At 66.6% G+C, this 26,806-nt stretch carries 27 protein-coding genes and 1 pseudogene; 18 read left to right on the top strand and 10 right to left on the bottom strand.

What is annotated here, in order from left to right; all coding sequences use genetic code 11:
• Positions 1 to 345: 345 nt before the first annotated feature.
• A complete protein-coding gene (locus BN972_RS26530; RefSeq protein WP_036365996.1) occupies positions 346 to 1,209 on the bottom strand; it encodes an aminodeoxychorismate lyase in 864 nt (287 codons plus the stop codon).
• Between the two features lie 66 nt (positions 1,210 to 1,275).
• On the opposite strand from BN972_RS26530, the gene ygfZ reads away from it, so the two are divergent.
• Both ygfZ and BN972_RS28615 read left to right on the top strand, forming a co-directional pair.
• Positions 1,276 to 2,382: a CAF17-like 4Fe-4S cluster assembly/insertion protein YgfZ gene (gene ygfZ / locus BN972_RS26535; RefSeq protein WP_036365402.1), complete on the top strand. Its 1,107-nt coding sequence runs from the start codon at positions 1,276 to 1,278 to the stop codon at positions 2,380 to 2,382.
• A gap of 156 nt (positions 2,383 to 2,538) precedes the next feature.
• Positions 2,539 to 2,712, top strand: coding sequence for a DUF3073 domain-containing protein (locus tag BN972_RS28615; protein ID WP_080697222.1), 174 nt, complete (start codon positions 2,539 to 2,541; stop codon positions 2,710 to 2,712).
• A 39-nt stretch (positions 2,713 to 2,751) separates the two neighbouring features.
• On the opposite strand, the gene purM is transcribed toward BN972_RS28615, so the two are convergent.
• From purM to BN972_RS26550, 3 genes are all read right to left on the bottom strand, one after another.
• Positions 2,752 to 3,846, bottom strand: a complete 1,095-nt coding sequence (gene purM / locus BN972_RS26540) for a phosphoribosylformylglycinamidine cyclo-ligase (RefSeq protein WP_036365406.1) — start codon at positions 3,844 to 3,846, stop codon at positions 2,752 to 2,754.
• Positions 3,847 to 3,951: 105 nt separating this feature from the next.
• On the bottom strand, positions 3,952 to 5,487 hold the full coding sequence (gene purF / locus BN972_RS26545; RefSeq protein ID WP_036365409.1) for an amidophosphoribosyltransferase: 1,536 nt from the start codon (positions 5,485 to 5,487) through the stop codon (positions 3,952 to 3,954).
• 131 nt (positions 5,488 to 5,618) lie between these two features.
• On the bottom strand, positions 5,619 to 6,005 hold the full coding sequence (locus BN972_RS26550) for a sterol carrier family protein (RefSeq protein ID WP_036365412.1): 387 nt from the start codon (positions 6,003 to 6,005) through the stop codon (positions 5,619 to 5,621).
• Positions 6,006 to 6,024: 19 nt separating this feature from the next.
• On the opposite strand from BN972_RS26550, the gene BN972_RS26555 reads away from it, so the two are divergent.
• A complete protein-coding gene (locus tag BN972_RS26555; RefSeq protein ID WP_036365415.1) occupies positions 6,025 to 7,239 on the top strand; it encodes an MCE family protein in 1,215 nt (404 codons plus the stop codon).
• Here the strand turns inward: BN972_RS26555 and BN972_RS26560 are convergent.
• Together BN972_RS26560 and purL are read right to left on the bottom strand one after the other, a co-directional pair.
• Positions 7,229 to 7,846 (bottom strand): Rv0804 family intramembrane glutamic endopeptidase, encoded by a 618-nt coding sequence (locus tag BN972_RS26560; RefSeq protein ID WP_235192612.1) that lies wholly within the window; start codon positions 7,844 to 7,846, stop codon positions 7,229 to 7,231. The genes BN972_RS26555 and BN972_RS26560 overlap by 11 nt on opposite strands.
• Positions 7,843 to 10,128, bottom strand: coding sequence for a phosphoribosylformylglycinamidine synthase subunit PurL (gene purL / locus BN972_RS26565; RefSeq protein WP_036365420.1), 2,286 nt, complete (start codon positions 10,126 to 10,128; stop codon positions 7,843 to 7,845). The genes BN972_RS26560 and purL overlap by 4 nt, the downstream gene beginning before the upstream one ends.
• Before the next feature lie 67 nt (positions 10,129 to 10,195).
• Between purL and BN972_RS26570 the strand changes: the two genes are divergently transcribed.
• Entirely contained in the window at positions 10,196 to 10,834 is a 639-nt protein-coding gene (locus BN972_RS26570) for an acetyl-/succinyl-CoA transferase (RefSeq protein WP_036365425.1), read from the top strand.
• Between the two features lie 5 nt (positions 10,835 to 10,839).
• Here BN972_RS26570 and BN972_RS26575 read toward each other — a convergent pair whose 3' ends face one another.
• Positions 10,840 to 11,199, bottom strand: coding sequence for a VOC family protein (locus tag BN972_RS26575; protein ID WP_036365429.1), 360 nt, complete (start codon positions 11,197 to 11,199; stop codon positions 10,840 to 10,842).
• 11 nt (positions 11,200 to 11,210) lie between these two features.
• Positions 11,211 to 12,487 (bottom strand): annotated as a pseudogene (locus tag BN972_RS26580) (M18 family aminopeptidase).
• Between the two features lie 49 nt (positions 12,488 to 12,536).
• Here BN972_RS26580 and BN972_RS26585 point away from each other — a divergent pair.
• The 10 genes from BN972_RS26585 (at position 12,537) to BN972_RS26630 (ending at position 21,311) form a co-directional block, all read left to right on the top strand.
• Positions 12,537 to 13,577 (top strand): Dyp-type peroxidase, encoded by a 1,041-nt coding sequence (locus BN972_RS26585; RefSeq protein WP_036365431.1) that lies wholly within the window; start codon positions 12,537 to 12,539, stop codon positions 13,575 to 13,577.
• Positions 13,574 to 14,377 carry a family 1 encapsulin nanocompartment shell protein gene (locus tag BN972_RS26590; protein ID WP_036365434.1) on the top strand — a complete coding sequence of 268 codons (804 nt, stop codon included), beginning with the start codon at positions 13,574 to 13,576 and terminating at the stop codon, positions 14,375 to 14,377. Before BN972_RS26585 ends, BN972_RS26590 begins: the two co-directional genes overlap by 4 nt.
• 28 nt (positions 14,378 to 14,405) lie before the next feature.
• Entirely contained in the window at positions 14,406 to 15,152 is a 747-nt protein-coding gene (locus tag BN972_RS26595; RefSeq protein WP_036365437.1) for an SDR family NAD(P)-dependent oxidoreductase, read from the top strand.
• A 93-nt stretch (positions 15,153 to 15,245) separates the two neighbouring features.
• Positions 15,246 to 16,115, top strand: a complete 870-nt coding sequence (locus BN972_RS26600; RefSeq protein ID WP_036365440.1) for an alpha/beta fold hydrolase — start codon at positions 15,246 to 15,248, stop codon at positions 16,113 to 16,115.
• Between the two features lie 49 nt (positions 16,116 to 16,164).
• Complete coding sequence (locus BN972_RS26605; protein WP_036365443.1) at positions 16,165 to 16,857, top strand: TetR/AcrR family transcriptional regulator; 693 nt, start codon at positions 16,165 to 16,167, stop codon at positions 16,855 to 16,857.
• Positions 16,858 to 16,870: 13 nt separating this feature from the next.
• The gene (locus BN972_RS26610) at positions 16,871 to 17,509 is read left to right on the top strand and encodes a TetR/AcrR family transcriptional regulator (RefSeq protein ID WP_036365445.1); all 639 of its coding nucleotides are present in this window, start codon (positions 16,871 to 16,873) and stop codon (positions 17,507 to 17,509) included.
• Positions 17,510 to 17,598: 89 nt separating this feature from the next.
• A complete protein-coding gene (locus BN972_RS26615; protein WP_036365447.1) occupies positions 17,599 to 18,648 on the top strand; it encodes a zinc-binding alcohol dehydrogenase family protein in 1,050 nt (349 codons plus the stop codon).
• A gap of 75 nt (positions 18,649 to 18,723) precedes the next feature.
• Positions 18,724 to 19,380, top strand: a complete 657-nt coding sequence (locus BN972_RS26620) for a haloacid dehalogenase type II (protein ID WP_235192591.1) — start codon at positions 18,724 to 18,726, stop codon at positions 19,378 to 19,380.
• A 1-nt stretch (position 19,381) separates the two neighbouring features.
• Positions 19,382 to 20,839, top strand: coding sequence for a dihydrolipoyl dehydrogenase family protein (locus BN972_RS26625; protein ID WP_036365453.1), 1,458 nt, complete (start codon positions 19,382 to 19,384; stop codon positions 20,837 to 20,839).
• 16 nt (positions 20,840 to 20,855) lie between these two features.
• Positions 20,856 to 21,311 carry a cupin domain-containing protein gene (locus tag BN972_RS26630; protein WP_036365455.1) on the top strand — a complete coding sequence of 152 codons (456 nt, stop codon included), beginning with the start codon at positions 20,856 to 20,858 and terminating at the stop codon, positions 21,309 to 21,311.
• A gap of 7 nt (positions 21,312 to 21,318) precedes the next feature.
• Here BN972_RS26630 and BN972_RS26635 read toward each other — a convergent pair whose 3' ends face one another.
• The gene (locus tag BN972_RS26635; protein WP_036365457.1) at positions 21,319 to 21,717 is read right to left on the bottom strand and encodes a VOC family protein; all 399 of its coding nucleotides are present in this window, start codon (positions 21,715 to 21,717) and stop codon (positions 21,319 to 21,321) included.
• A gap of 74 nt (positions 21,718 to 21,791) precedes the next feature.
• Here BN972_RS26635 and BN972_RS26640 point away from each other — a divergent pair, with 74 nt between their 5' ends.
• A complete protein-coding gene (locus tag BN972_RS26640) occupies positions 21,792 to 22,790 on the top strand; it encodes an LLM class flavin-dependent oxidoreductase (RefSeq protein ID WP_036365999.1) in 999 nt (332 codons plus the stop codon).
• Between the two features lie 100 nt (positions 22,791 to 22,890).
• Complete coding sequence (locus BN972_RS26645; RefSeq protein WP_036366002.1) at positions 22,891 to 23,361, top strand: hypothetical protein; 471 nt, start codon at positions 22,891 to 22,893, stop codon at positions 23,359 to 23,361.
• Here BN972_RS26645 and BN972_RS26650 read toward each other — a convergent pair.
• Positions 23,358 to 24,449 carry an NAD-dependent epimerase/dehydratase family protein gene (locus BN972_RS26650; RefSeq protein ID WP_036365460.1) on the bottom strand — a complete coding sequence of 364 codons (1,092 nt, stop codon included), beginning with the start codon at positions 24,447 to 24,449 and terminating at the stop codon, positions 23,358 to 23,360. The genes BN972_RS26645 and BN972_RS26650 overlap by 4 nt on opposite strands.
• Positions 24,450 to 24,602: 153 nt before the next feature.
• On the opposite strand from BN972_RS26650, the gene BN972_RS26655 reads away from it, so the two are divergent.
• Together BN972_RS26655 and BN972_RS26660 are read left to right on the top strand one after the other, a co-directional pair.
• Positions 24,603 to 25,406, top strand: a complete 804-nt coding sequence (locus tag BN972_RS26655) for a lysophospholipid acyltransferase family protein (protein ID WP_036365463.1) — start codon at positions 24,603 to 24,605, stop codon at positions 25,404 to 25,406.
• Positions 25,407 to 25,419: 13 nt separating this feature from the next.
• Positions 25,420 to 26,802: a WS/DGAT/MGAT family O-acyltransferase gene (locus BN972_RS26660; RefSeq protein ID WP_036365466.1), complete on the top strand. Its 1,383-nt coding sequence runs from the start codon at positions 25,420 to 25,422 to the stop codon at positions 26,800 to 26,802.
• The last annotated feature ends 4 nt before the right edge of the window (positions 26,803 to 26,806 follow it).

Raw genomic sequence — 26,806 nt, forward strand, 5'->3', positions numbered from 1 at the left:
ATCGAGGTGCAGGCGTGCGGTAACGACATCACCGACGGCGGGGCCCGGTTGGCCGACCAGATCGCCGCGAAGGCAGGGACGGCATAGGGCCGTAGGACCGAAGGCTCAAGCCCCGGAGATGGAGCGGCCCCCGAGCCGTATTCCGGTTGGACAGACCGGAAGCTCGGGGGCCGGGTGACTGCGGGAGATTCGCCAGCGCTTTGGTCGATGAATCTTCCGAGCCAATGCAGCTAGCTCGCAGCCACCTCACATGTCCATGAAGCTATCAATTTCGCGGACCACCTCCCTTCTTGTGTAAAGCCGACGCTACCGTGACTTGGGCGCGGCGACAACACAATTAAGCGTTCAGCGATCGCTGACGATGGCCGCGTCGACCAGTTCGGCGAACGTGTCGGCGATCCGCGGGCGGGGCAACCGCTTACCGTCCAGGGTGTGCACGCGGGCAGCCAGCGTCATGCTGGAGATGAGCCAAATGCCCTGTGCCTCGGCCAGATCCGTCACCCGTAGCGCACGGTAGTCGCAGTCGTAGCCCTTGGCGCGGGCCACCTCGAAGAGCGCTTGCTGGGTGGTGCCGCGCAGGATGGGGTACCACGGCGGCGGCGTGAGCAGGCAGGGGTTGCCCTCGCCGTTGTCGGTGGCGATCACCACCGTCGAGCGCGGGCCTTCCAGCACGTAGCCGTCGGTGCTGACGAAGATGACGTCGCCGGCACCCTGCCGGGCGGCGTGTCGCAGGACGGCCATGTTGATCGCGTAGGACAGCGTCTTGGCACCGGCCAGCAGCCAGGGCATGGCGTCCACCCCGCGCGCCGGCAGCCCCCGGTCCAGCGTGATCGCCGCGACACCGTCCCGGCGCACCGCGGCCACCCGCTCCGGAACGGGGTTGACCATCACGTAGGCCGTCGGAGCCGAACCGCCCTCGCGGCCGCGGCTGTAGACCAGACGCATCGCGGCCTCGTCGGACGTGCCGCTGACCCATTGCCGGGTGGCGGAGTCGATGGCCCGGCGCCAACTGGCCAAGTCCGGCGCGGGCAGGTCCATCAGCTTGGCGGACTGGGTCAGCCGCTGCAGGTGCGACTCGATCAGGCATGCCCTGCCGTCGCGGACCAGCAATGTCTCGAAAATCCCGTCGCCGCGCAGCGCCGCCAGATCGTCGGGCGTGAGCAGCGGCGTCCCCGGATCGAGGATCTTGCCGTCCAGGGAGACGACCACACCAGCCATGTGTAGGGAGCCTAACGGCCCGGCGGGCGGGCTCGGCCAGCGCCGTAGAGTTGACGTGTGTCCCCCGCCGGCAACTTCGTCCCCGCACCCGACCCCGGGCCCGACGCCGGCGCCGCCTGGCATTACGGCGACCCACTGGGTGAACAGCGGGCGGCCCAAACCGGTGCCATCCAGGTAGACCGCTCGCACCGGGCCGTGCTGACCCTCACCGGAAACGACCGTCGCTCGTGGCTGCACAACATTTCCACCCAGCACGTCAGCGAGCTCGCCGATGGCGCGACGGTGCAGAACCTCAGCCTGGACGGCCAGGGTCGGGTCGAGGATCACTGGCTGCAGACCGAACTCGGGGGCACCACTTATCTGGACACCGAGCCGTGGCGAGGTGAGCCGTTGCTGGGTTACCTGCGCAAGATGGTGTTCTGGTCCGATGTGACCCCGGATAACGCCGATTTCGCGGTGCTGTCGTTGTTGGGGCCGCGGCTGACCGACCCAGCGGTGCTCGACGTGCTGGGCGTTGACGCCTTGCCGGCCCACTGGTCGGCGGTCCCGCTGCGCGGTGGCGGCTTCGTCCGGCGGCTGCCCAGCACGCCCGGCGGTCCGGTCGAGCTGGATCTGGTGGTCCCGCGCACCGACGCTGCCGACTGGCAGCAGCGACTGACGCGGGCGGACGTGCGCCCGGCCGGCGTATGGGCCTACGAAGCGCACCGGGTGGCCGCACTGCGGCCCCGGCTCGGCGTGGACACCGACGAACGCACCATCCCGCACGAAGTGCGCTGGATCGGCGGTCCCGGCGAAGGCGCCGTTCACCTGAACAAGGGGTGCTACCGCGGCCAGGAGACCGTCGCGCGAGTGCACAACCTGGGGAAACCGCCGCGAATGCTGGTGTTGTTGCACCTCGACGGATCGGCGGACCGCCCGTCCACGGGCGACGCGATACTCGCCGGCGGCCGTGCAGTGGGACGGCTGGGGACCGTGGTCGAGCACGTCGACCTCGGGCCGGTGGCCCTGGCGCTGCTGAAACGCGGGGTACCGGCCGACACCGCGCTGACGACCGGCGCCGAAGGCGATGTCCCCGCGGCGATCGACGCCGATTCCCTGCCGTCGACCGATGGAGTGGGGGCCGGACGACTCGCCGTGGAACGGTTACGCGGCGGCGGTCGCTGACTGCCTGTGACATCCGCCATCCTGTCGAACCGCGTGGCAGGGCGCGCCAACGTTAGCGCGCACGGCACGGTAAGCTATCGACAGGACAAAACGACACTAAGAGATCGGAGCCGCCTACTCGTAGGCCGCTCCGTTATTTCGCGAGGGGGTTCCCCCATGGGCCGCGGCCGGGCTAAGGCAAAGCAGACCAAGGTTGCTCGAGAACTGAAATACAGCTCCCCCCAGACCGACTTCACGCGGCTTCAGCGCGAGCTGTCCGGGACGAGCACCGACGAGTCGGACCACGTGGATGGCGACTCATGGGATGACGACGACACCTGGCGCCGCTAGGTCCCAGCCGGCGTCCGGGGCCCTACTGGTTCTGGATCTTTAGAATCGCGGGTGCTGCCCGACGAGCTTGACCCGCGGGCCGTCCTTACCGGCCTTGCCGACGGTACCCAGCACCCAGCAGTTCAGGTGCCGCGCGGTCAGGATCGCCCTGGCGCGGTCGCTGTCCTCCGGTGCGACGACGGCGACCATCCCGACACCCATGTTGAACGTCTTTTCCATCTCGGCACGCTCGATACGGCCACGCTGCGCGATCATGGCGAACACCGGCGCCGGCGTCCACGTTCCCCGGTCGACCTCGGCTACCAGCCCGTTCGGGATTACGCGGGCCAGGTTGCCGGCCAATCCGCCGCCGGTGACGTGGCAGAACGTGCGGACCTGGGTTTCGGCGATCAGCGCCAAGCAGTCCTTGGCGTAGATCAGGGTGGGTTCCAGCAGCTCTTCACCCAAAGTGCGACCGAACTCCTCCACATAACCGGCCAGGTTCATCCGGTCGATGTCCAACAGAACCGAGCGGGCCAGGGAGTACCCGTTGGAGTGCAGACCGGAGGACCCCATCCCGATGATGACGTCGCCGGGCTTTACGCGCTCGGGTCCCAGTACGTCGTCGGCCTCGACCACACCGACCCCGGTCGCCGAGATGTCGTAGTGGTCGGGCTCCATCAGACCGGGATGTTCGGCGGTCTCCCCGCCCAGCAACGCGCACCCGGCACGCACACAGCCCTCGGCGATACCGCTCACTATCGCGGCGACCCGCTCCGGCACGGTGCGGCCGACGGCGATGTAATCCTGCAGGAACAATGGTTCGGCGCCGCATACCACCAGGTCGTCCACGACCATCGCGACCAGGTCCAGGCCGACGGTGTCGTGCTTGTCCATGGCCTGCGCGACGGCCAGCTTGGTGCCGACGCCGTCGGTGGAGGCCGCCAGCACCGGTTCCCGGTAGTCGCCGCGGATGGCGAACAATCCGGCGAAACCGCCGAGCCCACCGCGCACCTCGGGTCTGGTGGCCTTGGTCGCTAGCGGCTTGAACAGGTCGACCGCGCGGTCACCGGCTTCAATGTCCACCCCGGCCGATGCGTAGGTGATGCCCTGATTGCCCGCGCCTCGTTTGGTGCTCTGTTCAGGATCCGTCATCGCGATAAAGGCTACCGGTCGCCGCACTCGTTGGTAACGCTTAGCACCGGTGTCGCGCCGCAGGCCGTGATTTCGGCCAGTGTTGTGCGCGGGGAGCGTATTTCGTCAGTGGCTGACGGCGGGAACTTCCGCCGCTTCCTGCTCGCCGAGATTGTCCAGGCCGGCACGTGCCGCGTTCGCCAACATGTGCTCGATGACGTTCTTGCCCAGCGCGGTCTCGCCCGGCAGCTTGATCGGGTATGTGCCGTCGAAGCACGCGGTGCACAGCCGCGACGCGGGCTGCTCGGTGGCCGCGATCAGGCCGCGCAGCGAGATGTAGCCGAGGGTGTCGGCGTTGATGGCATGCCGCACCGCCTCGAGCATCTCGCCTTCATCCTCGACGGCGTTGGCGATCAACTCCGCCGGAGACGGGAAGTCGATTCCGTAGAAGCAGGGCCATTTCACCGGTGGGGAGGCGATGCGCACGTGCACCTCCACCGCTCCGGCTTCGCGCAGCATCCGTACCAGCGCCCGTTGGGTGTTCCCGCGCACGATCGAGTCGTCGACGACGATTAGCCGCTTACCGCGGATCACCTCTTTGAGCGGGTTCAGCTTGAGCCGGATGCCGAGCTGCCGAATTGTCTGCGACGGCTGGATGAAGGTGCGCCCGACGTAGGCGTTTTTCATCAGGCCCTGCCCGTAAGGAATGCCGGACTCTTGTGCGTAACCGACGGCGGCGGGGGTGCCGGATTCGGGCACCCCGATCACCAGGTCCGCTTCGACCGCGCACTCCCGGGCCAGTTGGCGGCCGATGTCCAGGCGCGCGCCGTGGATCGACCGGCCGCCGATGGTGCTGTCGGGCCGGGCCAGGTAGACGTATTCGAATACACAACCCTTCGGCGACGGGTTGGCGAAGCGGGTGGACCGCACGCCGTCGGCATCGATGGCGAGCAGCTCGCCCGGCTCGATGTCGCGGACGAAAGAGGCCCCGACGATGTCCAGTGCGGCGGTCTCCGAGGCGACCACCCAGCCGCGGTCCAGCCGGCCGAGCGACAACGGCCGCACGCCGTGCGGGTCGCGGCAGGCGTACAGGGTGGTTTCGTCCATGAACGTCAGGCAGAACGCGCCGCGCACGGTCGGCAGCAGCTCCAGCGCTGCTTGTTCGAGGCTGGAATCGGCCGCGCCGTGAGCCAGCAGCGCACCGAGGATGTCCGAATCCGTCGTCGCCGGGGCTGGGCAGCGTTTCGCGATCAAGCCCGCGTCGCGGGCACGAGCGGCCAATTCGGCGGCATTGACCAGATTGCCGTTGTGACCCAACGCCACCCCGGTGCCTGCCGCGGTGTTGCGGAACACCGGCTGGGCATTTTCCCAGGTGGTGTCGCCGCTGGTGGAGTAGCGGCAGTGCCCGATCGCGACGTGGCCATCCATGGCCGCCAGCGTCTGCTCGTCGAACACCTGGCTGACCAGTCCGAGGTCCTTGAACACCAGAACCTGTGACCCGTCGGCGACGGCGATACCGGCGGCCTCTTGGCCGCGGTGTTGCAGTGCGTACAGGCCGTAGTAGGTGAGCTTGGCGACATCCTCACCCGGGGCCCAGACCCCGAATACACCACACTCTTCACGAGGCGAATTGAAGTCTTCTTCGGGCTGTTGAGCGGTCACGGTTTTGGCGGCTCCCTGGGGCGCGAATGGTGACGTAACGGAGTCTACGGGTAACTCGTCTGCACCGACGAATTCGACGGGCGTGTTATTCCCGTTCAGATCGGCGTGTCGGGGAGAACACGCAGGTCAAGTCACAAGTTCACCACTGGTAACAAGTGGTCGATCTCACTTGCTCGCGATCCGGACAGGGTCACCGAACCACTGGCCTGAGCCGCTTTCAACCCCACCAGTCCCGTTGCTAACAGCAGCCACGTCCGGGGGTCGGTTTCGACCACGTTGGGCGGGGTGCCACGAGTGTGCCGGGGACCGGCGATGCACTGCACGGCGACGAACGGCGGGATGCGAACCTCAACACTGGCACCCGGCGCCAGCCCGGCCAGCGTGCGGGCAGTGAGCCGAACCGCCGTTGCCAGAGTGGGCCGGTCGGGCGGCGGACAGGTCTCGTCGCGCAGCCATTCGGAAACTGACAACACGGCTTGTCGTGTCTTCGCCGGATCGGCGCTATCGCGAGGCGCCATACCTTATGGTCTCAGAATCATGGAGCGTCGTCGTACGGGCACGCGACCCCCATTCAAGACCGTCGGCCTGGTGGCGCTGATGGTCCTGACGCTTGTGCTGGGCGCACTTTATTGGCAGTTCCGTGGCAATTTCACGCCGAAGACGAAGCTGACGATGGTCGCCCCCCGGTCCGGTCTGGTGATGGATCGCGGCGCCAAGGTCACCTACAACGGGGTCCAGATCGGACGGGTGGCGACGATCTCGGAGATCGACCGCAACGGCCGGCCCGCGGCGCAGCTGATCCTGGACATCTACCCGAGATACGTCGCGCAGATCCCGGCCAACGTGGTCGCCGAGATCAAGGCCACCACCGTGTTCGGCAACAAGTACGTGGCGCTCAGTTCGCCTAAAACCCCTGCGGCACAACACATCACACCCGCGATCGAGATCGATGCCACGCAGGTCACGACCGAGTTCAATACCCTTTTTCAGACGCTGACCGCGATTGCGGAGAAAGTGGACCCGGTCAAACTCAACCTGACGCTGAGCGCAGCGGGCCAAGCCCTGACCGGATTGGGAGACAGATTCGGCGCGTCACTGGAACGCGGATCGGCCATCCTGGACGACCTCAATCCCCAACTGCCGCAGGCCCGCCGAGACATTCGACAGCTGGCCGCTCTGGGCGACATCTATGCGGACTCCGCACCCGAACTGGTGGAGGCCCTGAGCCAGGCGGCGACCACCGCGCACAGCGTCGACCAGCAGCGGAACGAACTCGATGCCGCGCTGTTGGCCGCGGCGGGATTGGGCCCTACCGGCTCCGAGGTCTTCGAACGGGGCGGACCTTATCTAACGCGGGGTGCCGCCGATTTGCGTCCCACCGCCGCACTGCTCGACGAGTACAGCCCCGAGATCGCTTGCACCATCCGTAATTACAACGAAGTCGCGCCCAGGATCCAAGCGGCGCTTGGGTTCAACGGTTACGCACTGGGAGCCAACTCATCGGGCGCGATCGCCGGTGCGCCGGCCCCGTACATGTACCCGGAAAACCTGCCGCGCACCAACGCCAGAGGCGGCCCGGGCGGCAAACCGGGATGCTGGCAGAAAATCACCCGGGACTTGTGGCCCGCCCCGTTCCTGGTGATGGACACCGGCGTCAGCCTTGCTCCGTACAACCATTTCGAATTGGGCTCTCCGCTCGCTCTGGACTACGTCTGGGGCCGACAGCTTGGCGACTACACCATCAATCCCTGAGACTGCGCCGTTGCACCGCCACCGCGGCCACGGCACCGGATTCGTTGATGGCCAGATGCGCCAGAATCGGCGCTGCCAGGCTGCCGCAGCGGGCGGCGAGCCAGCCGAACAACCACCCCGCGACACCGGTGACCAGCACAATGGGCACCACCGGCTGACCCGTCGCGCGGGCATCGGCGATGTGGGACAAGCCAAACGCGGCGGACTGCAGTGCCCGGCCACCGGTCACCCCGAAGGCTTCGGTGGCGGCCGTGCTCAGCGCCCCGCGAAACGCGACCTCCTCGGCCCACACCGTACCGATTGGTATGTGTACGCCGAGCCAATTGGGTACCGACGGCGGCAGCTCGCGGCTGTCCATTGATCCCCGCACGATCGGAATCGGTGTTGTAGCAGCGATCGCTGCCGCCACAACGGCGGCCACGGCCAAGCCCCAGCGCAATCCCGCCCACAGTGCTGGCGGGCGAAGGCCGAGCGGCGCACGGATGAGCAACGCCAGCGTCCCGCCGAGACCGGCCTGCACGGGCGTCCGCCACCCGGCCGGCAGCCGGGGGCCAACCAGGCTCCAGCCGACCAATCCCGCGGCCAGTGCAAGCGCGCGCAGTCTCAGGCGAAGAATCGCGGCAGCACCGCCTCGGATGTCTCCCGCAATTCGGCCAGGGAGACCGTGAACAGGCCCTGGAACTCGATCGCATCCGACGCTTCATCCACGACGCCGATGCGCGCCGCGGGCAGTCCCCGCGCCTCACACATGGATCGGAATCGGCTTTCCTCGGTGCGTGGCACCGCAACCAACACCCGTCCCGCGGATTCGGAGAACAACATGACGAACGGATCCGAGCCCTCGGGAAGCACAATGCGGCAACCGGTTTCACCCGCCAGCGCGGCCTCCACGACCGCCTGGGCCAGCCCGCCCTCGGACAGGTCGTGCGCGGCGGTGATCAGGCCGTCGCGCGACCCCGCCGCCAAGACCTCGGCCAGCAACTTCTCTCGTTGCAGGTCGACCGCCGGCGGCAACCCGCCGAGGTGATCGGCGGTCACCTGCGCCCAGATGGAGCCGTCGAATTCGTTGCGGGTATCACCGAGCAAGAGCAGGGTCTCCCCGGGTTCGGTGCCCAGTCCGGTTGGAAGACGTCGACTCACGTCGTCCAGGACACCGAGCACCCCGACCACCGGGGTCGGCAGGATCGCCGACGAACCGGTCTGGTTGTAGAAGCTGACGTTGCCGCCCGTCACCGGAATGCCCAGGACCACACAGCCATCCGCCAAACCCCGGACGGCTTGGGAGAATTGCCACATGACTCCGGGGTCCTCCGGCGAGCCGAAGTTCAGGCAGTTGGTGACGGCGACGGGGGTGGCGCCCGTGACGGCCACATTGCGGTACGCCTCGGCCAGCGCGAGTTGGGCGCCGGTGTAGGGATCGAGCTGGGTGTAGCGCCCCGACGCGTCCGTCGACAACGCGATGCCGCGGCCGGTCGCCTCGTCGATGCGCAGCACGCCGCCGTCCGCATGCTCGGCCAGCACGGTGTTGCCCCGCACATAGCGGTCGTACTGTTCGGTGATGAAGGCGCGGCTGCACAGATGCGGACTACCAAGCAGCGCAAGCAAAGTCGCGCGCAGTTCGTCGCCGGTCACCGGCCGCGGCAGGATCTTCGACGAGTCGGCATTCAGCGCGTCCTGGGCCTCCGGGCGGGCAACCGCGCGCTGGTACACCGGGCCTTCGTGCGCCACCGTGCGCGGCGGCACGTCGACGACGGTCTCGCCGTGCCAGGTGATGCGTAGCCGGTCACCATCGGTGACCTCGCCGATCACGGTTGCCAGTACTTCCCATTTACGGCAGACGGCCAAGAACGCGTCCACGTTCTCCGGCGTGACCACCGCGCACATCCGCTCCTGCGACTCGCTGCACAGCACTTCCGCGGGTGTCATCTGCTTGGCGCGCAGCGGGACAGCGTCGAGATCAATCGCCATGCCGCCGTCCCCGGCTGAGGCTAATTCCGATGTAGCGCAAGCCAATCCGGCTCCACCAAGGTCCTGGATACCGACCACCAGACCACCCGCGTAGAGCTCGAGACAGCACTCGATGAGCACCTTCTCCATGAACGGGTCACCGACTTGCACCGACGGCAGCTTCTTGCGCGAGTTCTCCGCGTCGAACGTGTCCGACGCCAGCACCGAGACCCCGCCGATTCCGTCGAGACCGGTCCGCGCGCCGAACAGGATGATCTTGTTGCCGGTGCCCGAGGCGAACGCCAGATGCAGGTCCTCCTGACGTAATACGCCGACGCACAACGCATTCACCAGCGGGTTGCCGGCGTAGGACGCGTCAAACACGGTTTCCCCGCCGATGTTCGGCAAGCCCAGTGAGTTGCCGTATCCACCGATGCCGCGGACCACCCCGTCGACCACCCGGCGGGTGTCGGGAGCGTCGGCGGCGCCGAACCGGAGCTGGTCCATCACGGCGATCGGGCGCGCGCCCATCGCCATGATGTCGCGAACGATGCCGCCGACGCCGGTGGCCGCGCCCTGATACGGCTCGACGTAGGACGGATGGTTGTGGGATTCCACCTTGAAGGTGACCGCCCAGCCGTCGCCGATGTCGACCACGCCGGCGTTCTCACCGATGCCGGCCAGCATGCCGGTACGCATGTCCTCGGTGGTGGTCTCGCCGAAGTAGCGCAGGTGGACCTTGGAGGACTTGTAGGAGCAGTGCTCGCTCCACATCACCGAATACATCGCCAACTCGGTGTCGGTGGGCCGCCGACCGAGGATCTCGCGGATCCGCTGGTACTCGTCCTCTTTGAGACCGAGTTCGTGGAATGGTTGTGGCTGGTCGGGGGTGGTTGCGGCGTGCTCGACGGTGTCAGTCGCGTAGGTGTGCGGGCTCGTCACGCAGCCAGTCTAGGTTCCCGCCGGAAAATGGGCTGATTTCACCGGCCGGGGTCTCGATAATGGGCCGATGTCCCGTCACTGGCCGCTGTTCGACCTGCGGATCACCACTCCGCGGTTGCAGTTGCGGCTGCCGACCGAGGAGGTGATCGATCAGCTGATCGACACGATCCTCGATGGGGTACACCCACCCGACAAGATGCCGTTTTCGGTCCCATGGACACGCGTGCCGCGCGAATACCTGCCGTACAACACTCTGGCGTACCTGTGGCGGGAGCTGGCCGGCTTCAGCCGCGATGACTGGTCGTTGCCACTGGCGGTAGTCGTCGACGGCAAAGCCGTCGGCGTACAGGGGTTGATGGCCAAGCAGTTCCCCGTCGCCCGCCAGGTGGACTCCGGGTCGTGGCTCGGGATGCGCCATCAGCGAAACGGCTACGGAACCGAGATGCGTGCCGCCGCATTGCATTTCGCGTTCGCGGAGCTGGGCGCGCAAGCGGCGACTTCGCAGTCGTTCACCGACAATCCGGCATCCATTGCCGTCTCGCGGCGCCTCGGCTACCAAGACGATGGCCTAGATCGGATGGCACGCGAGGGGGCGGTCGCCGAGATGCGACGGTTCCGGCTCACCCGTGCGGACTGGGAGCGGCATCGCGCCATCGAGGTGCACGTCGACGGTTTCGAACGCTGCCGGGCGCTTTTCGGCCTGTAACGCGCTCAGGCGCCCTCGTATTGGCTCACCACGCAGAACGCGTTGCCCTCCGGGTCGGCCAGCACGACCCAGCGGAAGGTGTCGCCGATGCTGTGCCGTCCGACCTCGCTCGCGCCCGCTGCCTTCAGTCGCGACACTTCCCCGTCGACGTCGGCGGTCACGTAGTCCAGGTGCAGGCGGTTCTTCCCGGGGGTGGGATCGGGCACCTTCTGGAAACCCAGCCGGGGCCCCTCGGGGGGAGCCAGTGCAAAGAACTCGCCAGGCATCAACTCATGGGTGGTGCCCCCGAACTGTTCGGCCCACCAACCGGACAACTTCACCGGGTCGCTGCAGTCGAACGTGACCATCTCCAATTTCAGCGCCATACCGCCGAACCTTATGCCTCGGGACGCTCAGCGGAAAGGAAAGCTTGCAGGGCGGCCGCGTACGCGGGAACGTCGGAGGCGCCCATCAACTCGCGCGCCGAGTGCATGGCCAGCTGCGGGGCGCCGATGTCGACGGTCGGGATGCCAGTGCGTGCCGAAGCCATCGGCCCGATGGTGGAGCCACAGGGCAGGTCCGCACGGTGTTCGTAACGCTGCAACGGCACCCCGGCCCGCTGACAGGCCAGCGCGAAAGCGGCGGCGGTGCGCCCGTCCGTGGCGTACCTCAAGTTCGGGTGCACCTTGAGCACCGGACCGCCGTTGACGGCGATCAGGTGACCGGGCTCGTGCCGCTCCGGGTAATTCGGGTGCGTCGCGTGGGCCATGTCCGCCGACGCCAGCATTGACGCGGGCAGCAGCCGCAGGTGGTCTTCGCGGTCGCCGCCGGCGGCGAGGACGATGCGCTCCAGGACGGTGTCCAGCAGGTTGGATTGGGCGCCGTGGTCAGAGGTCGAACCGACCTCCTCATGGTCGAAAAGCGCCAGCACCGGCTGGAACCCGGGCGGCTCGAACTGCTGCAGTCCAAGCAGCGCCTCCAGCCCGGCATAGCAGCTGGCCTGGTTGTCCAGCCGTGGCGCGCTGAGCAGATCGTCCGAGGCGCCGATCACCGCCGACGGCGTGAGGTCGTGCGTCATCAGATCGGCGGCGAGCACGTCGGCCTTCGACACCCCGGCGCGATCGGCGACGTACCCGACGAAGGACTCGACCGCATCGCCGGCCCCCAGACCGCGTTGACGTGCCGCTGCGGGTCCAGAGTCAACGACTTGCGGTCGTCGGCCAGGTGAATCGCCAGCTGTGGAACCCGCAGGATCGGCTCGTCGATCCGAACGAGGCGGTGCGTGACGCCGCGGCCGTCCCGCACCGACAACCGTCCGCTGATGCCCAGATCGCGATCCAGCCAAGAGTTGAGCCACGCTCCGCCGTAGGGCTCCAGCGCCACCACCCGCCAACCCGCGACCGCGCGGTCCGGATGCTGCTTGACCCGCAGATTGGGGCTGTCGGTATGTGCGCCGATGATCCGAAACGGACGCAGCCCCTCGGCACCGTTCCAGGCGACCAGCGAGCCGGCACGGACCACGAAGTAGCGACCGGGAGTTTCGGGCCAGCGATCCGCCTCGTTGAGTTCGGTATAGCCCGCGTCGATCAATCGGATCGCCACCGTTGCGCAGACATGAAACGGCGAGGGCGACGCGTCGATGAATTCACCGAGGCCAAGGGCGGTGGCCACCATGTAGCCATGTTTAGCATTCCCCGTCCCGGGAGCGTTAGGGTCTTCAGCTGTGCCCGCTGTTCAGCCGCAGCCGATCCTCGAGCCCCTGACCCCAGCAGCGATCTTCATGGTGGTCACGATCAACACCGGCGGTGAAGCGACGGTGCACGACGCGCTCGGCGACATTTCCGGGTTGGTGCGGGCGATCGGGTTCCGGGAGCCGGCCAAGCGGCTCTCGGTAATCACCTCGATCGGTTCGGATGCCTGGGACCGGTTATTCGCCGGGCCGCGGCCCGCCCAACTGCATCCGTTCGTCGAGTTGACCGGTCCGCGCCACGTCGCACCGGCGACGCCGGGTGATCTGTTGTTCCACATCCGCGCCGAAACCCTGGACGTCTGTTTCGAATTGGCCGGTCGCATCCTCAAAGCGATGACGCCCGCGGTGACCGTCGTCGACGAGGTGCATGGATTCCGGTTCTTCGACAACCGCGATCTGCTGGGGTTCGTCGACGGCACCGAGAACCCGGATGGGCCCCTGGCCGTCAGCGCCACCACCATCGGCGACGAGGATCCCGATTTTGCCGGCTCGTGCTACGTGCACGTGCAGCGCTACGTCCACGACATGACGTCCTGGGAATCACTCTCGGTGACCGAACAGGAACTGGTGATCGGGCGCACGAAACTCGAGGACATCGAGCTCGACGACGACGCCAAGCCCGCGAACTCCCATATCGCGCTCAATGTCATCACCGACGACAGCGGCACCGAGCTCAAAATCGTCCGTCACAACATGCCGTTCGGCGAAGTAGGCAAGGGCGAATACGGCACCTACTTCATCGGCTATTCGCGCACACCCGACGTCACCGAACAGATGCTGCGCAACATGTTTCTCGGAGATCCGCCCGGCAACACCGACCGCATCCTGGATTTCTCCACCGCGGTCACCGGTGGGCTCTTCTTCTCGCCCACCGTCGACTTCCTCAACGACCCACCGCCGCTGCCCGCCCCGCCGGCTGACCCGGCCTTGAACCCCGCCCCGGCTCCCCCGGCGACGCTTCCTTCCGATGACGGATCACTGCGGATCGGCAGCCTGAAAGGAAAAACTCGATGAACAACCTGTACCGCGACCTGGCACCGGTCACCGAGGCCGCCTGGGCGGAAATCGAATTGGAGGCGGCGCGGACCTTCAAACGGCATATCGCCGGACGCCGGGTGGTCGACGTGAGCGAACCCGGCGGACCCGTTACCGCGGCGGTGAGCACCGGGCGGTTGCTCGACCTGGAGTCACCCACCGACGGGGTGATCGCCCATCTGCGCGACAGCAGGCCGCTGGTCCGGCTACGGGTGCCGTTCACCTTGTCCCGCAACGAGATCGATGATGTGGAACGCGGTTCCAACGACTCGGACTGGGAACCGGTCAAGGTGGCCGCCAAGAAGCTGGCGTTTGTGGAGGATCGCGGCATCTTCGAGGGCTATGCCCCGGCGTCGATCCAGGGCATCCGCAGCTGCAGCTCCAACCCGCCGCTGACCCTGCCCGAGGACCCGCGCGACATCCCCGACGTCATCACCCAGGCCCTGTCACAGCTGCGGTTGGCCGGTGTGGACGGCCCATATTCGGTGCTGCTGGCCGCGGATGTGTACACCAAGGTGAGCGAGACGACCGCGCATGGTTATCCGATCCTCGAACACCTGAACCGGCTGGTCGACGGCGACATCATCTGGGCGCCCGCGATCGACGGCGCGTTCGTATTGACCACGCGCGGCGGTGACTTCGACCTGCAGCTCGGGACCGACGTGGCGATCGGATACCTCAGTCACGACGCCGACACCGTGCAGTTGTATTTGCAGGAGACACTGACCTTCCTGTGCTACACCGCCGAGGCCTCGGTCGCACTGAGCCCGGTGGAATAAATCCCAGCCGGTCCGTGCTGGTCCGGAGATGACTGACACACTGGCCGGTTCAACCGCCCTGGTTACCGGCGCCACATCCGGCATCGGCCGGGAAATCGCGCTGCAGCTGGCGGCGCTGGGCGCCGACGTCGTCGTCCATGGACGCAGTGCCGAGCGCGGCGCCGAAGCCGTTCGCGACATCGAGAATGCCGGGGGCAGAGCGCGTTTCGTCGCCGCGGATCTCAACGATGCTGACGATGTTCGACGGCTGGCCCGCGAAGCGGGACCGGTGGACATCTTGATCAACAATGCCGGCATCTACGAGTTCGGTGCGACCGCGGAAACCGACGACCCGACTTTCGATCGACATGTGAACATCAATCTGCGCGCGCCCTACATCCTGGTACAACAGCTGGTTCCGGCAATGGTGACCCGCCGTGGCGGCGTCGTGGTCAATCTCAGCACGCTGGCGGCCTCCGTGGCGGCGCGCGGGACCGGGATCTACGGCGCCACCAAGGCCGGGCTGGAACAACTCACCCGCGTATGGGCGGACGAGTTCGGTGCGGCGGGAGTCCGGGTGAATGCGATCGCGCCCGGGCCCACGGACACGCCGGGTGCTGTCGACATGGCCCCTGGGCTCCTCGACGCGCTGGGGGCGACGACAGCGATCGGCCGTCCGGCCCAAGCCAGCGAAATCGCAAGCGCGGTAGTCTTTCTGGCCTCACCCGCCGCGAGTTATGTCAATGGCGCCGTCTTGCACGCCACCGGTGGCCAGCGGGCGATTTCACCCGAATAGCGCCAGAGATCAGGCACGGCGGGATTTTGCATGCCAGCACCATGAGTGCATAATGGGATGTACAACCCAGAATTTTGGTACTCGGGAGGCCTCATGCCGGTTGTCCATCATCGCTATGCGACCGTCAGCGGCCATCGGCTGTTCTTCCGGGAGGCGGGCAACCCTGTCGATCCGACAATCGTGCTCCTGCACGGATTTCCAACCAGCTCGTATATGTTTCGCGGTCTGATCCCCGCGCTTGCGGACAGCTACCACGTAATCGCCCCTGACCATCTGGGCTTCGGCCTGTCCGACGCACCACCGGTGGAAGAGTTCGACTACACCTTCGACGCGCTGACCGATCTGACCGCGGGACTGCTCAAACACCTAGGTGTCGAACAGTATGCGCTTTATGTCCAGGACTATGGCGCCCCCATCGGCTGGCGGCTGGCCCTGCAAAATCCCTCGGCAATCAGCGCAATCATCACCCAGAACGGCAATGGGTATGACGCCGGCTTCGTGGAGAGCTTCTGGAAGGTGGTGTGGGCCTACCAAACCGAGCAGACCGCCGAGACCGAGGCCGCCGTTCGTCAGTTCCTGACCCTGGACGCCACCCGGTGGCAGTACCTGACCGGTGTGGCCGACGAAACCCTGGTGGATCCCGAATCGTGGCTGCACGACTACGCGCTGATCTCCCGGCCCGGCAATGACGAGGTGCAACTGAAGTTGTTCCGCGATTACGCCACCAACGCGCCGCTGTACCCGCGGCTACATGAATACTTCCGTGCCAGCGGGGTTCCGTTACTTGCGGTGTGGGGCCGTGGTGACGAGATTTTCGGTCCGGCCGGCGCGGAGGCGTTCGCCGACGACCTACCCGACGCCGAGATTCACCTGCTGGACGGCGGCCATTTCCTGCTGGAATCGGCCTTGCCGGAAGTCACCAACCTCATCCAGGTCTTCCTGGCGAAGGATCGCACCACCTAATGGGCTGCATATCCCATAGTTGGGCGCGGCCGCGGGTTAGCCTGACGCCATGGGGCATCCGGAGGCGGACGACAAGCGGCTGACGCCCAAGGGTCGGGCCACCCGGGATCGCATCGTGGAGACCGCTGCCGACCTGATCGTGCACGAGGGACTGTCCGCGTTCAACATGGATAGCGTGCGCAAGGCCGCGTCGGTCAGCGGCTCGCAGCTCGCCCACTATTTCGCCGACAAACGGGCACTGTTGCGCGCCGTCATCGCACGACAGATCAGTGTGGTGCTGGACTTCCACCGCCAGCCCCAGCTCGGCGGGTTGCAGTCGTTCGACGATTTCGAGCGCTGGATCGACCTGAACATGCGCTATCTGCGGCGTGTCGGTGACACCGGCACCCCCACCTACCATGCCCTGGCTGCCAAACTGGCCAAGCCCGACGACGCGACGCGAGAGGCGTTGGCGGCGGGCTACTGGCAATGGGTCGAACTGCTCGAGCGTGCGATCCAGACCATGAAAGACAACGGCGTCCTGACCCGCGCAGCCGACCCGCGACACCTGGCCCTGGTGATGGTCAGCGCCCACCAGGGCGGCGGGACCCTGGCCTACACCTACCGTGCGGAGTGGCCGCACGCCGACGCCATCCGATTCGCCGTCAACTACCTGCGGATGTTCGCCACCGACTCCGCCGAACGGGTGCCTCGTCCGGTACGCCGCGCCCGCGGGCGCCGCACGACCGACCGCTCGGCCTGAGGGTCGGAGTTAGGTGTCCGGCAACAAGACGTCGCGCCTCACCCAGAAGGGGCTCGCCACCCGCGCGCGCATCGTCGACGTCGCCGCGCGATTGATGTTCAACCGCGGCATCGCCAACACCAGCATTGACGAAGTGCGTACCGCCGCGGGCGTCAGCGGGTCGCAGATCGCACATTACTTCGGCGACAAGCGGGACCTCACCCGTCACGTAGTTGCCCTGCGCCGCAACGACGTATACGCATTCCACACCAAACCGGAGCTGGGCAGTTTGGACAGTTTGGCAGCGTTGCAGCGCTGGGCCGACGCGTGCGTGGCCGACATCGACCCCGTGTATCAGGTTGGCGGATGCGTCTACGGTTCGCTGGCCGGCGAGTTGATCGACGCCGACGCCGAGATCCACGAGGAACTGTCCGAGGGATACGACGAATGGATCGACCTGTTCCGGCACGGCCTCACCGCGATGCGGGACCGGGGCGAACTCATCCCCGAAGCCGATCCGCGGCACCTGGCGGTTGCACTGGTGGCCGCGCACCAGGGCGGCGCCATGCTCACTCATGCCACCGGCGATCCAGCCCCGCTGCGTGCGGCCTTGCGGGCCGCGGTTGACTACGTCCGGTCCTTCGCGGCGCCCCGACGCCGGCGCGGATCCTGACTGGACTTTTTGGGATGTTCAGCCCATAATATTGGGATGCCTAGCCCAATATGGCCTTCCGCGCGTCGAAGTAGGAAGGTATGCGTGAAATGTCGGTAACCGAAAGCACTCTCCCCACCGCGCCGGCCGTGGTTCGTGACCCACATGGCGGCGAGACGATGCGGGCGATCGTGTTGGAAAAGTTCGGCGGACTCGACAGCCTGGTGTACACCGAGATCCCCAAGCCGCTGCCCAAACCTGGCGAAGTCGTGATCGAGGTCAAGGGCTTCGGCATCAACCATGCGGAGATGCACATGCGGCGTGGTGAGTGGGCCGAGGCCGCCGAGGTCAGTGGCATCGAATGCGTGGGCATCGTGGACGACTGCCCTGACGGCGAATTCCCGGTTGGCGCAAAGGTAGCCGCACTGATGGGCGGCCTGGGCCGGACGATCAACGGCAGCTACGCCCAGTACACCCGGGTACGCGCGGCCAACGTCGCCCTCATCGAGTCCGATCTGCCGTGGGCCGAGCTGGCGGCATTGCCCGAGACCTACGCCACGGCTTGGACGTGCCTCTTTCGCAACTTGCAGCTAACTTCTGGGCAGACAGTGCTGATCCGCGGTGCCACATCGTCTTTCGGGCAGGCCGCGCTGAAGATGGCCGTCGCCGCTGGTGCGCACGTCATTGCCACCGCCCGCAGCAGCAAGCGGATCCCGATGCTCGAAGCGCTTGGTGCTCGGCGTGTAGAGCTGGAGCGAACCGACCTCGCGGGCCACATCAGCGAAGCCAAGCAGCTCGACGCCGTCCTCGACCTGGTGGGCAACAGCACCATCCTCGATTCCCTGGACATGCTGCGTCGCGGCGGCACCGCCTGCCTCGCCGGCTGGCTGGGCGGCCTCGACCCGATCGGTGACTTCAATCCATTGCTGCGCATGGCATCTGGAGTGAACCTGAACTTCTTCGGCAGCTTCGTATTCGGGACCCCGGGATTCCCACTGTCCGACGTGCCGTTGCAGGACATCGCACGCCAGGTGGCCGACGGCCGGCTAGAGGCGAAACCTTCGCAGGTTTTCTCATTCGACCAGATCCGCGAAGCTCACCGAGTCATGGAGTCCGGCGAGGCCGGCGGCAAGATGGTCGTCGTCATGGACGAAGGGTAAGTTTGAACCGGCAATCGTCGCCGGCATCCGCGCACCGAAGAAGGTGGACCGATAAATCCGACCCCATCCGTCCTGGTGTTCGACGTCAACGAGACTTTGCTCGCCATAGATTCCCTGGCACCGCTTTTCGGCGATGTCTTCGGTGACCGGCGAGTCCTGCGGGAGTGGTTCAACCAGCTTGTCCTGTATTCCATGACGGCCACGCTGTCTGACCACTATGTCGACTTCTTCACCCTCGGTCCGAGTGTGCTGCGCATGCTCGGCACCATCCACGAGGTCTCCGTCACCGATGACGACATCGAATTGCTCCGAGCGGGATTCCGTACCATGCCGGCTCATCCCGACGTGGCGGACGGCCTGAACCGATTGCGCGACAACGGGTTGCGACTGGTCAGCCTGACCAACTCGCCGCACCACCCCGGCATCCCGACGCCACTCGAAAACGCTGGGCTGGCTGGACTTTTCGAACAGCAATTCAGCGTCGACACGAGCCACGCATTCAAGCCCGCCCCAGTGGTCTACCGCCATACGTGCCAGAAACTCGGCGTCAGCCCCGCCGACTGCATGATGGTGGCGGCGCACCACTGGGATCTGCTCGGCGCCCGCAACGCCGGGTTCAGTACAGCGCTGATCACCCGGCCCGGCAACGCACCGGTCGGTGCTCTGCCGCAACCGGACATCGTGGCCAGCGATCTGCCCGAACTGGCCGCACGCCTGAAAAAGGATAGCTGACATGACAACGGAATCAACGGAATTCGATGTAATCGTCCTCGGTGCCGGGCCGGTCGGCCAGAACGCCGCGGACCGGGCGCGCGCAACAGGTCTGAGTGTCGCGGTGGTCGAGCGCGAACTGGTGGGGGGTGAATGCTCATATTGGGCATGTGTGCCAAGCAAGGCGTTACTGCGTCCGGTGCTGGCCATCTCCGATGCCCGCCGGGTCGACGGTGCCCGTGCGGCCATTACCGGTGAAATCGACGCCGACGGCGTCTTCGCTCGTCGTGACCGGTACGTGGATAATTGGGACGACGCGGGTCAGGCCGAATGGGTGGACAACATCGGCGCCACACTGATCCGCGGCCACGGCAGGTTGGACGGGCCGCGGCGCGTCTCGGTCACCACCGCGGGCGGCGACCGGGTGGTGCTGACCGCCGAGCATGCGGTGGTGGTCTGCACCGGCAGCAAGCCCGCACTCCCTGACCTGCCCGGCATCGTCGAAGCCCGACCGTGGACAAACCGACAAGCCACCGACAGCAGTTCGGTTCCGACCCGGCTCGCGGTCATCGGCGCCGGCGGTGTCGGCGTCGAAATGGTCACGGCCTGGCAGGGATTGGGCTCCCAGGTGACACTGCTGGCCCGGGGCTCTCAACTGTTGCCCAAAATGGAGCCGTTCGTGGGTGAGTTCCTCGAGCGTGGGCTCACCGAAGCCGGCGTTGATGTGCGCAAGGGGGTGTCAGTCCGTGCCCTGCGCCGGCCCGACCCCGACGGACCGGTGGTCCTCGAACTCGACGAGGGCGGTGAACTGGAGGTCGACGAAGTTCTGTTCGCTACCGGGCGGACCCCCCTGACCGACGACATCGGCTTGGAGACAATTGGATTGGAGCCCGGTGCTTGGCTCGACGTGGACGACACCTGCCGCGTCCAAGCCGTCCAGGACGGCTGGTTGTACGCGGCCGGCGACGTCAACCACCGGGCGCTACTGACCCACCAGGGCAAGTACCAGGCACGGATCGCCGGTGCGGCGATCGGCGCACGCGCCACCGGACAGCCGTTGGACACCGCGCCGTGGGGCATGCACGCGACCACCGCGGATCATCATGCGGTACCGCAGGCATTTTTCACCGACCCCGAGGCCGCCGCCGTCGGCCTGACCGCCGACCAGGCCGCCCGGGCCGGTCACCGCGCCAAGATCGTCGACGTCGAGATCGGCGACGTAGTCACCGGCGCCAAGTTGTTCGCCGACGGGTATGCCGGCCGAGCACGCATGGTGGTCGAGGTGGATTCACGCCGTGTGCTGGGGGTTACCCTGGTGGGCCCGGGCGTGACGGAACTGCTGCACGCGGCCACCGTCGCCGTCGCGGGCCAGATTCCGCTCGACCGTCTCTGGCATGCGGTGCCGTGTTTCCCGACGATCAGTGAACTATGGCTCAGACTGCTTGAAGCCTATCGTGATTCGCAGTACCTGCTCGTCTAGCTGACAAGGAGCACCGGTGGCCACCACGGACGGATTCCATCCCGACTTCGATGCGGCGGAGCCGGACCCTCGCCGCAAACTGGTGCATCACATCAAGGCCTCGGAACTCGATTCCGACACCGCACAGACCGAGGGCCTGCGGCGGTTCGCAGCGATCAGCGGACGATCGGTCGGTGCGGCGAACCTGTGGATGGGCGAGACGCACGTCGAGCCGGCCACCGCCTCGGACAACCATCACCACGGTCACTCCGAGACGGCGATCTACGTGCGAAGTGGTCACCCCGAGTTCGTGTTTCACGACGGGACTCAGGAGGTACGCATCAAGGCCGAACCCGGCGACTACATCTTCGTGCCGCCCTACGTGCCCCACCGGGAGGAGAATCCCGACCCCACCTCACCCGCCGAGGTCGTCATCGCCCGCACCAGTCAAGAGGCCATCGTGGTGAACCTGCCACACCTCTATCCGCTGTGAAAACGTCTCAGTAGACTGCGATTTCGATCAGGTTCCCGTCCAGGTCGCGGCAGTAGTGCGACGTCATCTCGCCCAGTGCGCCGAACCTGGTAACGGGTCCTGCGGTGATTTCCACTCCGCAGTCGCGCAGATGCGCGCGGACCTGGTCAGCCGTGGCGCGGGTGATGAAACACAGATCTTCCGAACCCGCCGCTTCAACCGCCCCCGTGACCCAGTCCGGATCATCGGCCAGCGCGCCCAGTGGGCGCAAATTGATCTTCTGATCCCCGAAGCGCAGCGCCGTCCGGTTCGACGCGCCGAATATCTCCCGCCGCATGCCCAGCACCCGTTCGTACCAGGCCGCCGTGGCGTCCACATCGCGGCAGTTCACCACGATGTGGTCGAAGCGTTCCACGGTGAATCCCATTGCCCACCTCCCGATCTCTCCTCGAGTGTGCCCTTCAGGACGCGCACCTTGCGCCGAGGGTGGACACTTACGCCATGACTGCGGGCGGTACCCGGGTGGGGCTCATCCTGGCTTTGACGGTCAACGGCCTGGCGGTGAGCGCCTACCCCGACATGGTCGCCGTCTCCCAGCGAGCCGAGGGATACGGCTTCGATTCGGTCTGGTTGTGCGACCACTTCCTCACAATCAGTCCCGACGACTACGTCAGGGACGCCGGCATCACCGCCGAGACATCCGGCACGGACCAAGCCGCGCCGCCCACCTCGCTGCCCCTGCTCGAATGCTGGACGGCGTTGAGTGCACTCGCACGCGACACCACCCGGCTGCGGCTGGGCACCAGCGTGCTGTGCAATTCCTACCGTCACCCGTCGGTGCTGGCGCAGATGGCCGCCACCCTGGACGTCATCTCGCAAGGCCGCCTCGACCTCGGGATGGGTGCCGGCTGGTTCCAGCGCGAGTTCGACGCCTACGGCATACCGTTCCCGCCGGTGCGCGACCGCGTCTCGGCACTGGCCGAGTCACTCGAGGTGCTGAAGGCGGTGTGGACCCAGCCCAACCCGACCTATGCCGGGCAGTTCTACACCCTCGACGGCGCCATCTGCGATCCGCCGCCAATGCAGCGGCCTCATCCACCGCTGTGGGTCGGCGGAGAAGGAGACCGGGTGCAGCGCATCGCCGCCAGAGCCGCCCAGGGACTGAACGTTCGTTGGTGGTCACCCCAACAGGTGACCGAGCGTCGGGATTTCCTGACCCGGGCCTGCGAGTCGGTCGGACGCGATCCGCAGACGCTCAGCCTGTCAGTGACGGCGCTGCTGGCGCCGACGGCATCCGAGGAGCGGGCAGCGCGAATCCGGGCCGAGTTCGCCTCCATCCCCGCATCGGGACTGATCGTCGGATCCCCCGAGCAATGCGTCGAACGCATCCGCGAATACCAACGCGCCGGCGTTGCTCAGTTCCTCTTCACGATTCCCCACGTGGCGCGGTCGGAGTATCTCGATATCGTTGGCCAAGAGATCATTCCGCTGATCAAGTGACGCCGTCTGGGCGCCCGCTCAGCAAATTCTCAACTGATTCTTGGCCGGCCCTGTCTTTTGCTCAAGTATCCCCATAGCCGCCGGCCTCAGCATGGCTACCATGACCGAGCCGTTGGGCGAGCCCTTGAGCACCAGCCTGATCGAACGCTACCTGTGCACCCGCGGGCGGCGGTACTTCCGCGGCCGGCACGACGGCGAGTTCTTCTTCGTTCTCAACGGCAACCGACGTCTGCATGTCCACCTCGAGATCCCGGTCATGCACCCCGACGTGTTCACCGTCCGCGTCACGCTCGGATGCTACTTCCCGGCGACCGAGCATGCCCGCCTGCAGCAATTCGCCGACACCTGGAACCAGCAGAACCGCGACGTCACCGCGATCGTGCACGGCTCGTCTGACCCGCGGCGCATCGGTGTCACCGCGGAACAGTCGCGATGGATCGGTGAGCGCGTCACTTTCGCCGACTTCGCGGCGTTCGCCGACCGCGCCATTTCAGCCGCGAGCGACCTGTTCCAGCGACTGACCGCAGCCGCGGACCTCCCGTCCCCGCCGCTGCTCCGCGACGCCGGTTAGGCGACGCGACCGACCAGCAACCTGTCCGGGCGCGGCTCGCCGAGCTTGGCCCGGATAGCGCTCCACGGATCGGCATAACGGCCCGGTGCATCCCGATACGCGGCACGCCGCCTGAGTAACCACCGCGCAAGAGGCGCGATCAGCCCCATCGGGTATCGCCGCCAACCGGCGGCGGCGCGCATCTCGACGAGCATCTCGGGCCAGGTGTGGTGCTGGAACGAAAGCACCTGCTGGGCCCGGGTGGTGTCCATCCAGTCCGTGACGAACCAGTCCTCGTCGCTTTCGGGATTCCCGGGACGACCGCCGGGCAACACATCGACCAGGCCGCGCGTGGCAGCCAGGGCGGCGCCCACCTGCCCCTGCCGGAGTCGATGGGACTCGTCACCGGCGACCAGCAGGATCTCCCCCACGACGTCCTGTTTGGCCGCGCTGGTCGCCGCGGCGAAAGCGGCCGCAACGTCGCGCACGTCGACGCTGTGCATCCGTCCGTCGGCCGGCAGTGCGCTCTCGAAATACAGCGCGTCGAAGGTGAACGGCATCGCATCAAGTTCGACGCTCATCACGCCGCCGAGCCGCAGGATTACCCACTCCAGGCCGGAGCGGCGGACGTGGTATTCGGCCTCAGCCTTGTGCGCCCCATACAGGTCCGACGGGTTCACCGGGGTGTCCGCGGTAAGCAACTCCGGGTGGCGGTGCGGATTCCTGGCACCGTGCACGGCGTTGCTCGAGGCCTGAATGAACCTTGGTGGACGCGGGCACGCCTCGGCGGCGCGCAGCAATGACACCGTGGCGTCGACGTTGACCAGGCGCGCCAGTTCGGGCTGTCCGTAGATGACCGGTGGGATCACCGCGGCCAGATGGATGATCACCGTCGGAGCGGTTTCCGCCACGAGCTGCGCGACCGCGTCCGCGTCGGTGAGGTTCACCCAGCGTGCCGTCACGCCCGCAGGCAGCGATTCGGCCGCCTTGCGTTGCGCGGCGGTGCCCAGGTCGGTGGCGACCACTCGGTGCCCATCGGCCGCCAGCCGACGCACCGTCTGCGATCCGACGAGTCCGAAACCCCCGGTGACAAGGACCGTTTCAGTCATGAATCCTCTCCCTGCGCTCACGGCATGTGCGGTATGCCACAGTTACCGATAATGACATTCTCTTAATCCGAGAGTACCGTATCCTCTACGTATGTAGAGAGGTCTCGGCGGGTAATCCTCATCACAGGGCCGGGGACGAACACGGAGAAGGCAATGGGTGCACGCAGCGACAATCCGGAGACCGCCAAATGGGACCCCGAGTTCACCAAACAGGTGGTCGACACCGTGGCACCGGCCATCAAGTTGTGGCATCGCGCCGAGGTGCGCAACCTGGACAACATTCCCGCGGCGGGTGGCGCGCTGGTGGTCTCCAACCACTCCGGCGGCATGTTCACCCCGGACGTGTTCGTCTTCTCGCCCGCATATTACGACGCATTCGGGTATGACCGGCCCGTCTACACCCTCGGCCACTACGGCCTGTTCCTCGGTCCGCTCGACGGCTGGCTGCGCCGGCTCGGCGTCATCGAGGCGAGCCGCGAAAACGCCGCCGCCGCTCTGCATTCCGGCGCACTGGTGCTGGTCTTCCCGGGCGGCGACTACGACTCCTACCGACCCACGCTCGGGGCCAACACGATCGACTTCAACGGGCGCACGGGCTACGTCCGCACCGCCATCGAAGCCGGGGTCCCGATCGTGCCGACCGTGTCGATCGGCGCGCAGGAGACCCAGCTGTTCCTCACCCGCGGCAACTGGCTGGCCCGGCGGCTGGGACTGACCAAGGCGCGCATGGACATCCTGCCGATCAGTTTCGGGTTCCCGTTCGGCCTCAGCGTGCTGTTCCCACCGAACGTGCCGCTGCCGGCGAAGGTGGTCACCGAGGTGCTCGAGCCGATCGACGTGGTGGCCGAGTTCGGCGAGGATCCTGATATCGCCGAGGTCGACGCCCATGTTCGCGCGGTCATGCAGAAGGCGCTGGACCGCCTGGCCGCGCAACGACGACTGCCAATCCTGGGCTGAAAGCGAGTGCGAGATGAGAAGACTCAACGGCATGGACGCGATGCTGCTCTACAGCGAGACACCGAACCTGCACACGCATACCTTGAAGGTCGCCGTGTTAGACGCGTCCGGCCTCGACTTCGGGTTCGAGGACTTCCGGGCTCACCTGCGCCGCAAGCTAGAGGTCCTGGAACCGTTATGTTACAAGCTGATTGAGACACCTGGACAATTGCATCACCCGTTGTGGCTGGAGTGTGATGCCGACGATATCGACCTGGACTACCACGTGCGCCGGGTTCAGATCCCGTCGCCGGGCGGCCGCCGCGAACTGGACCGAGCCATCGGAGAAATCGCCTCGACCCCGCTGGATCGTAGCCGGCCGCTGTGGGAGTTCTATTTCGCCGAGGGACTCGCCGGTGATCAGTTCGCGGTCATCGGCAAGGTGCACCATTCGCTGGCCGACGGTGTCGCGTCCGCCAACCTGCTGGCGCGGCTGATGGATCTGACCGACGCATCAGTACCCGACTACCAGTGCTCTACAACAACTTCCACCGGTTTGATACGGCTCGCGGCACGCGACCACGTGCGGCAACTCCGCGAACTGCCCGGACTGATCAAGGATGCCGTGCGGGGGTTCACCCAGGTGCGCCGGCGCGCCGCAGCCCGCGGACGCCACCGTGAGCTGGCGGCTCAATTCGACGCCCCACCAACGTTCCTCAACCACTGGGTGGCACCGTCACGCCGATTCGCCAGTGCCCCACTGCCACTGGCTGAAGTCAAGGCGACCGCCGCCGAATTGGAGGTCACGGTCAACGATCTGATCCTGGCGATAGCTGCCGGAGGCTTGCGGACGCTGCTGCTCGACTACGACGGAGCGGCCGACCGCCCGATCATCGCCTCGGTGCCGACCGCCACGGACAAGTCAGACCGCGTCTGGGGCAATGAGATCAGCGGTTTGATGGTTTCGCTGCCGGTCCACATCGCCGATCCGGTGGAAAGGGTGCGGCTGATCGCGCTGGCCACCCGGCTTGCCAAAGAGGACCATGAGATCATGGGCGCGCGCCTGTACGGACGCCTGATGAACTACCTGCCGGCCGCGCTAGCCCCGATGGCGTTCCGCTGGCTGGGTCGGCAGTCGTCGAACCGGATGATGAATGTGGCGGTGTCCAGCGTGATGGGCCCGCGCGGCCGAGGTCATCTCGGTGGCGCGCCGGTGCGCGAAATCTATTCCACCGGAGTGCTTTCGCCGGGTGCGCCGGTCAACATCACCGTCTGGAGCTACGCGGACCGGTTCGGCATTGCGGTGCTGACCGACGATCAAACCTTTGCCGACGAGCACGACGCGACCGACGCGCTCGTCGCGGCATTCGACGAAATACGCAGCGCCGCAATACCCTACGCGACGCTCTCGGCGTAAGCGG

This window comes from Mycobacterium asiaticum DSM 44297, assembly GCF_000613245.1.
Taxonomy (GTDB): Bacteria; Actinomycetota; Actinomycetes; order Mycobacteriales; family Mycobacteriaceae; genus Mycobacterium; species Mycobacterium asiaticum.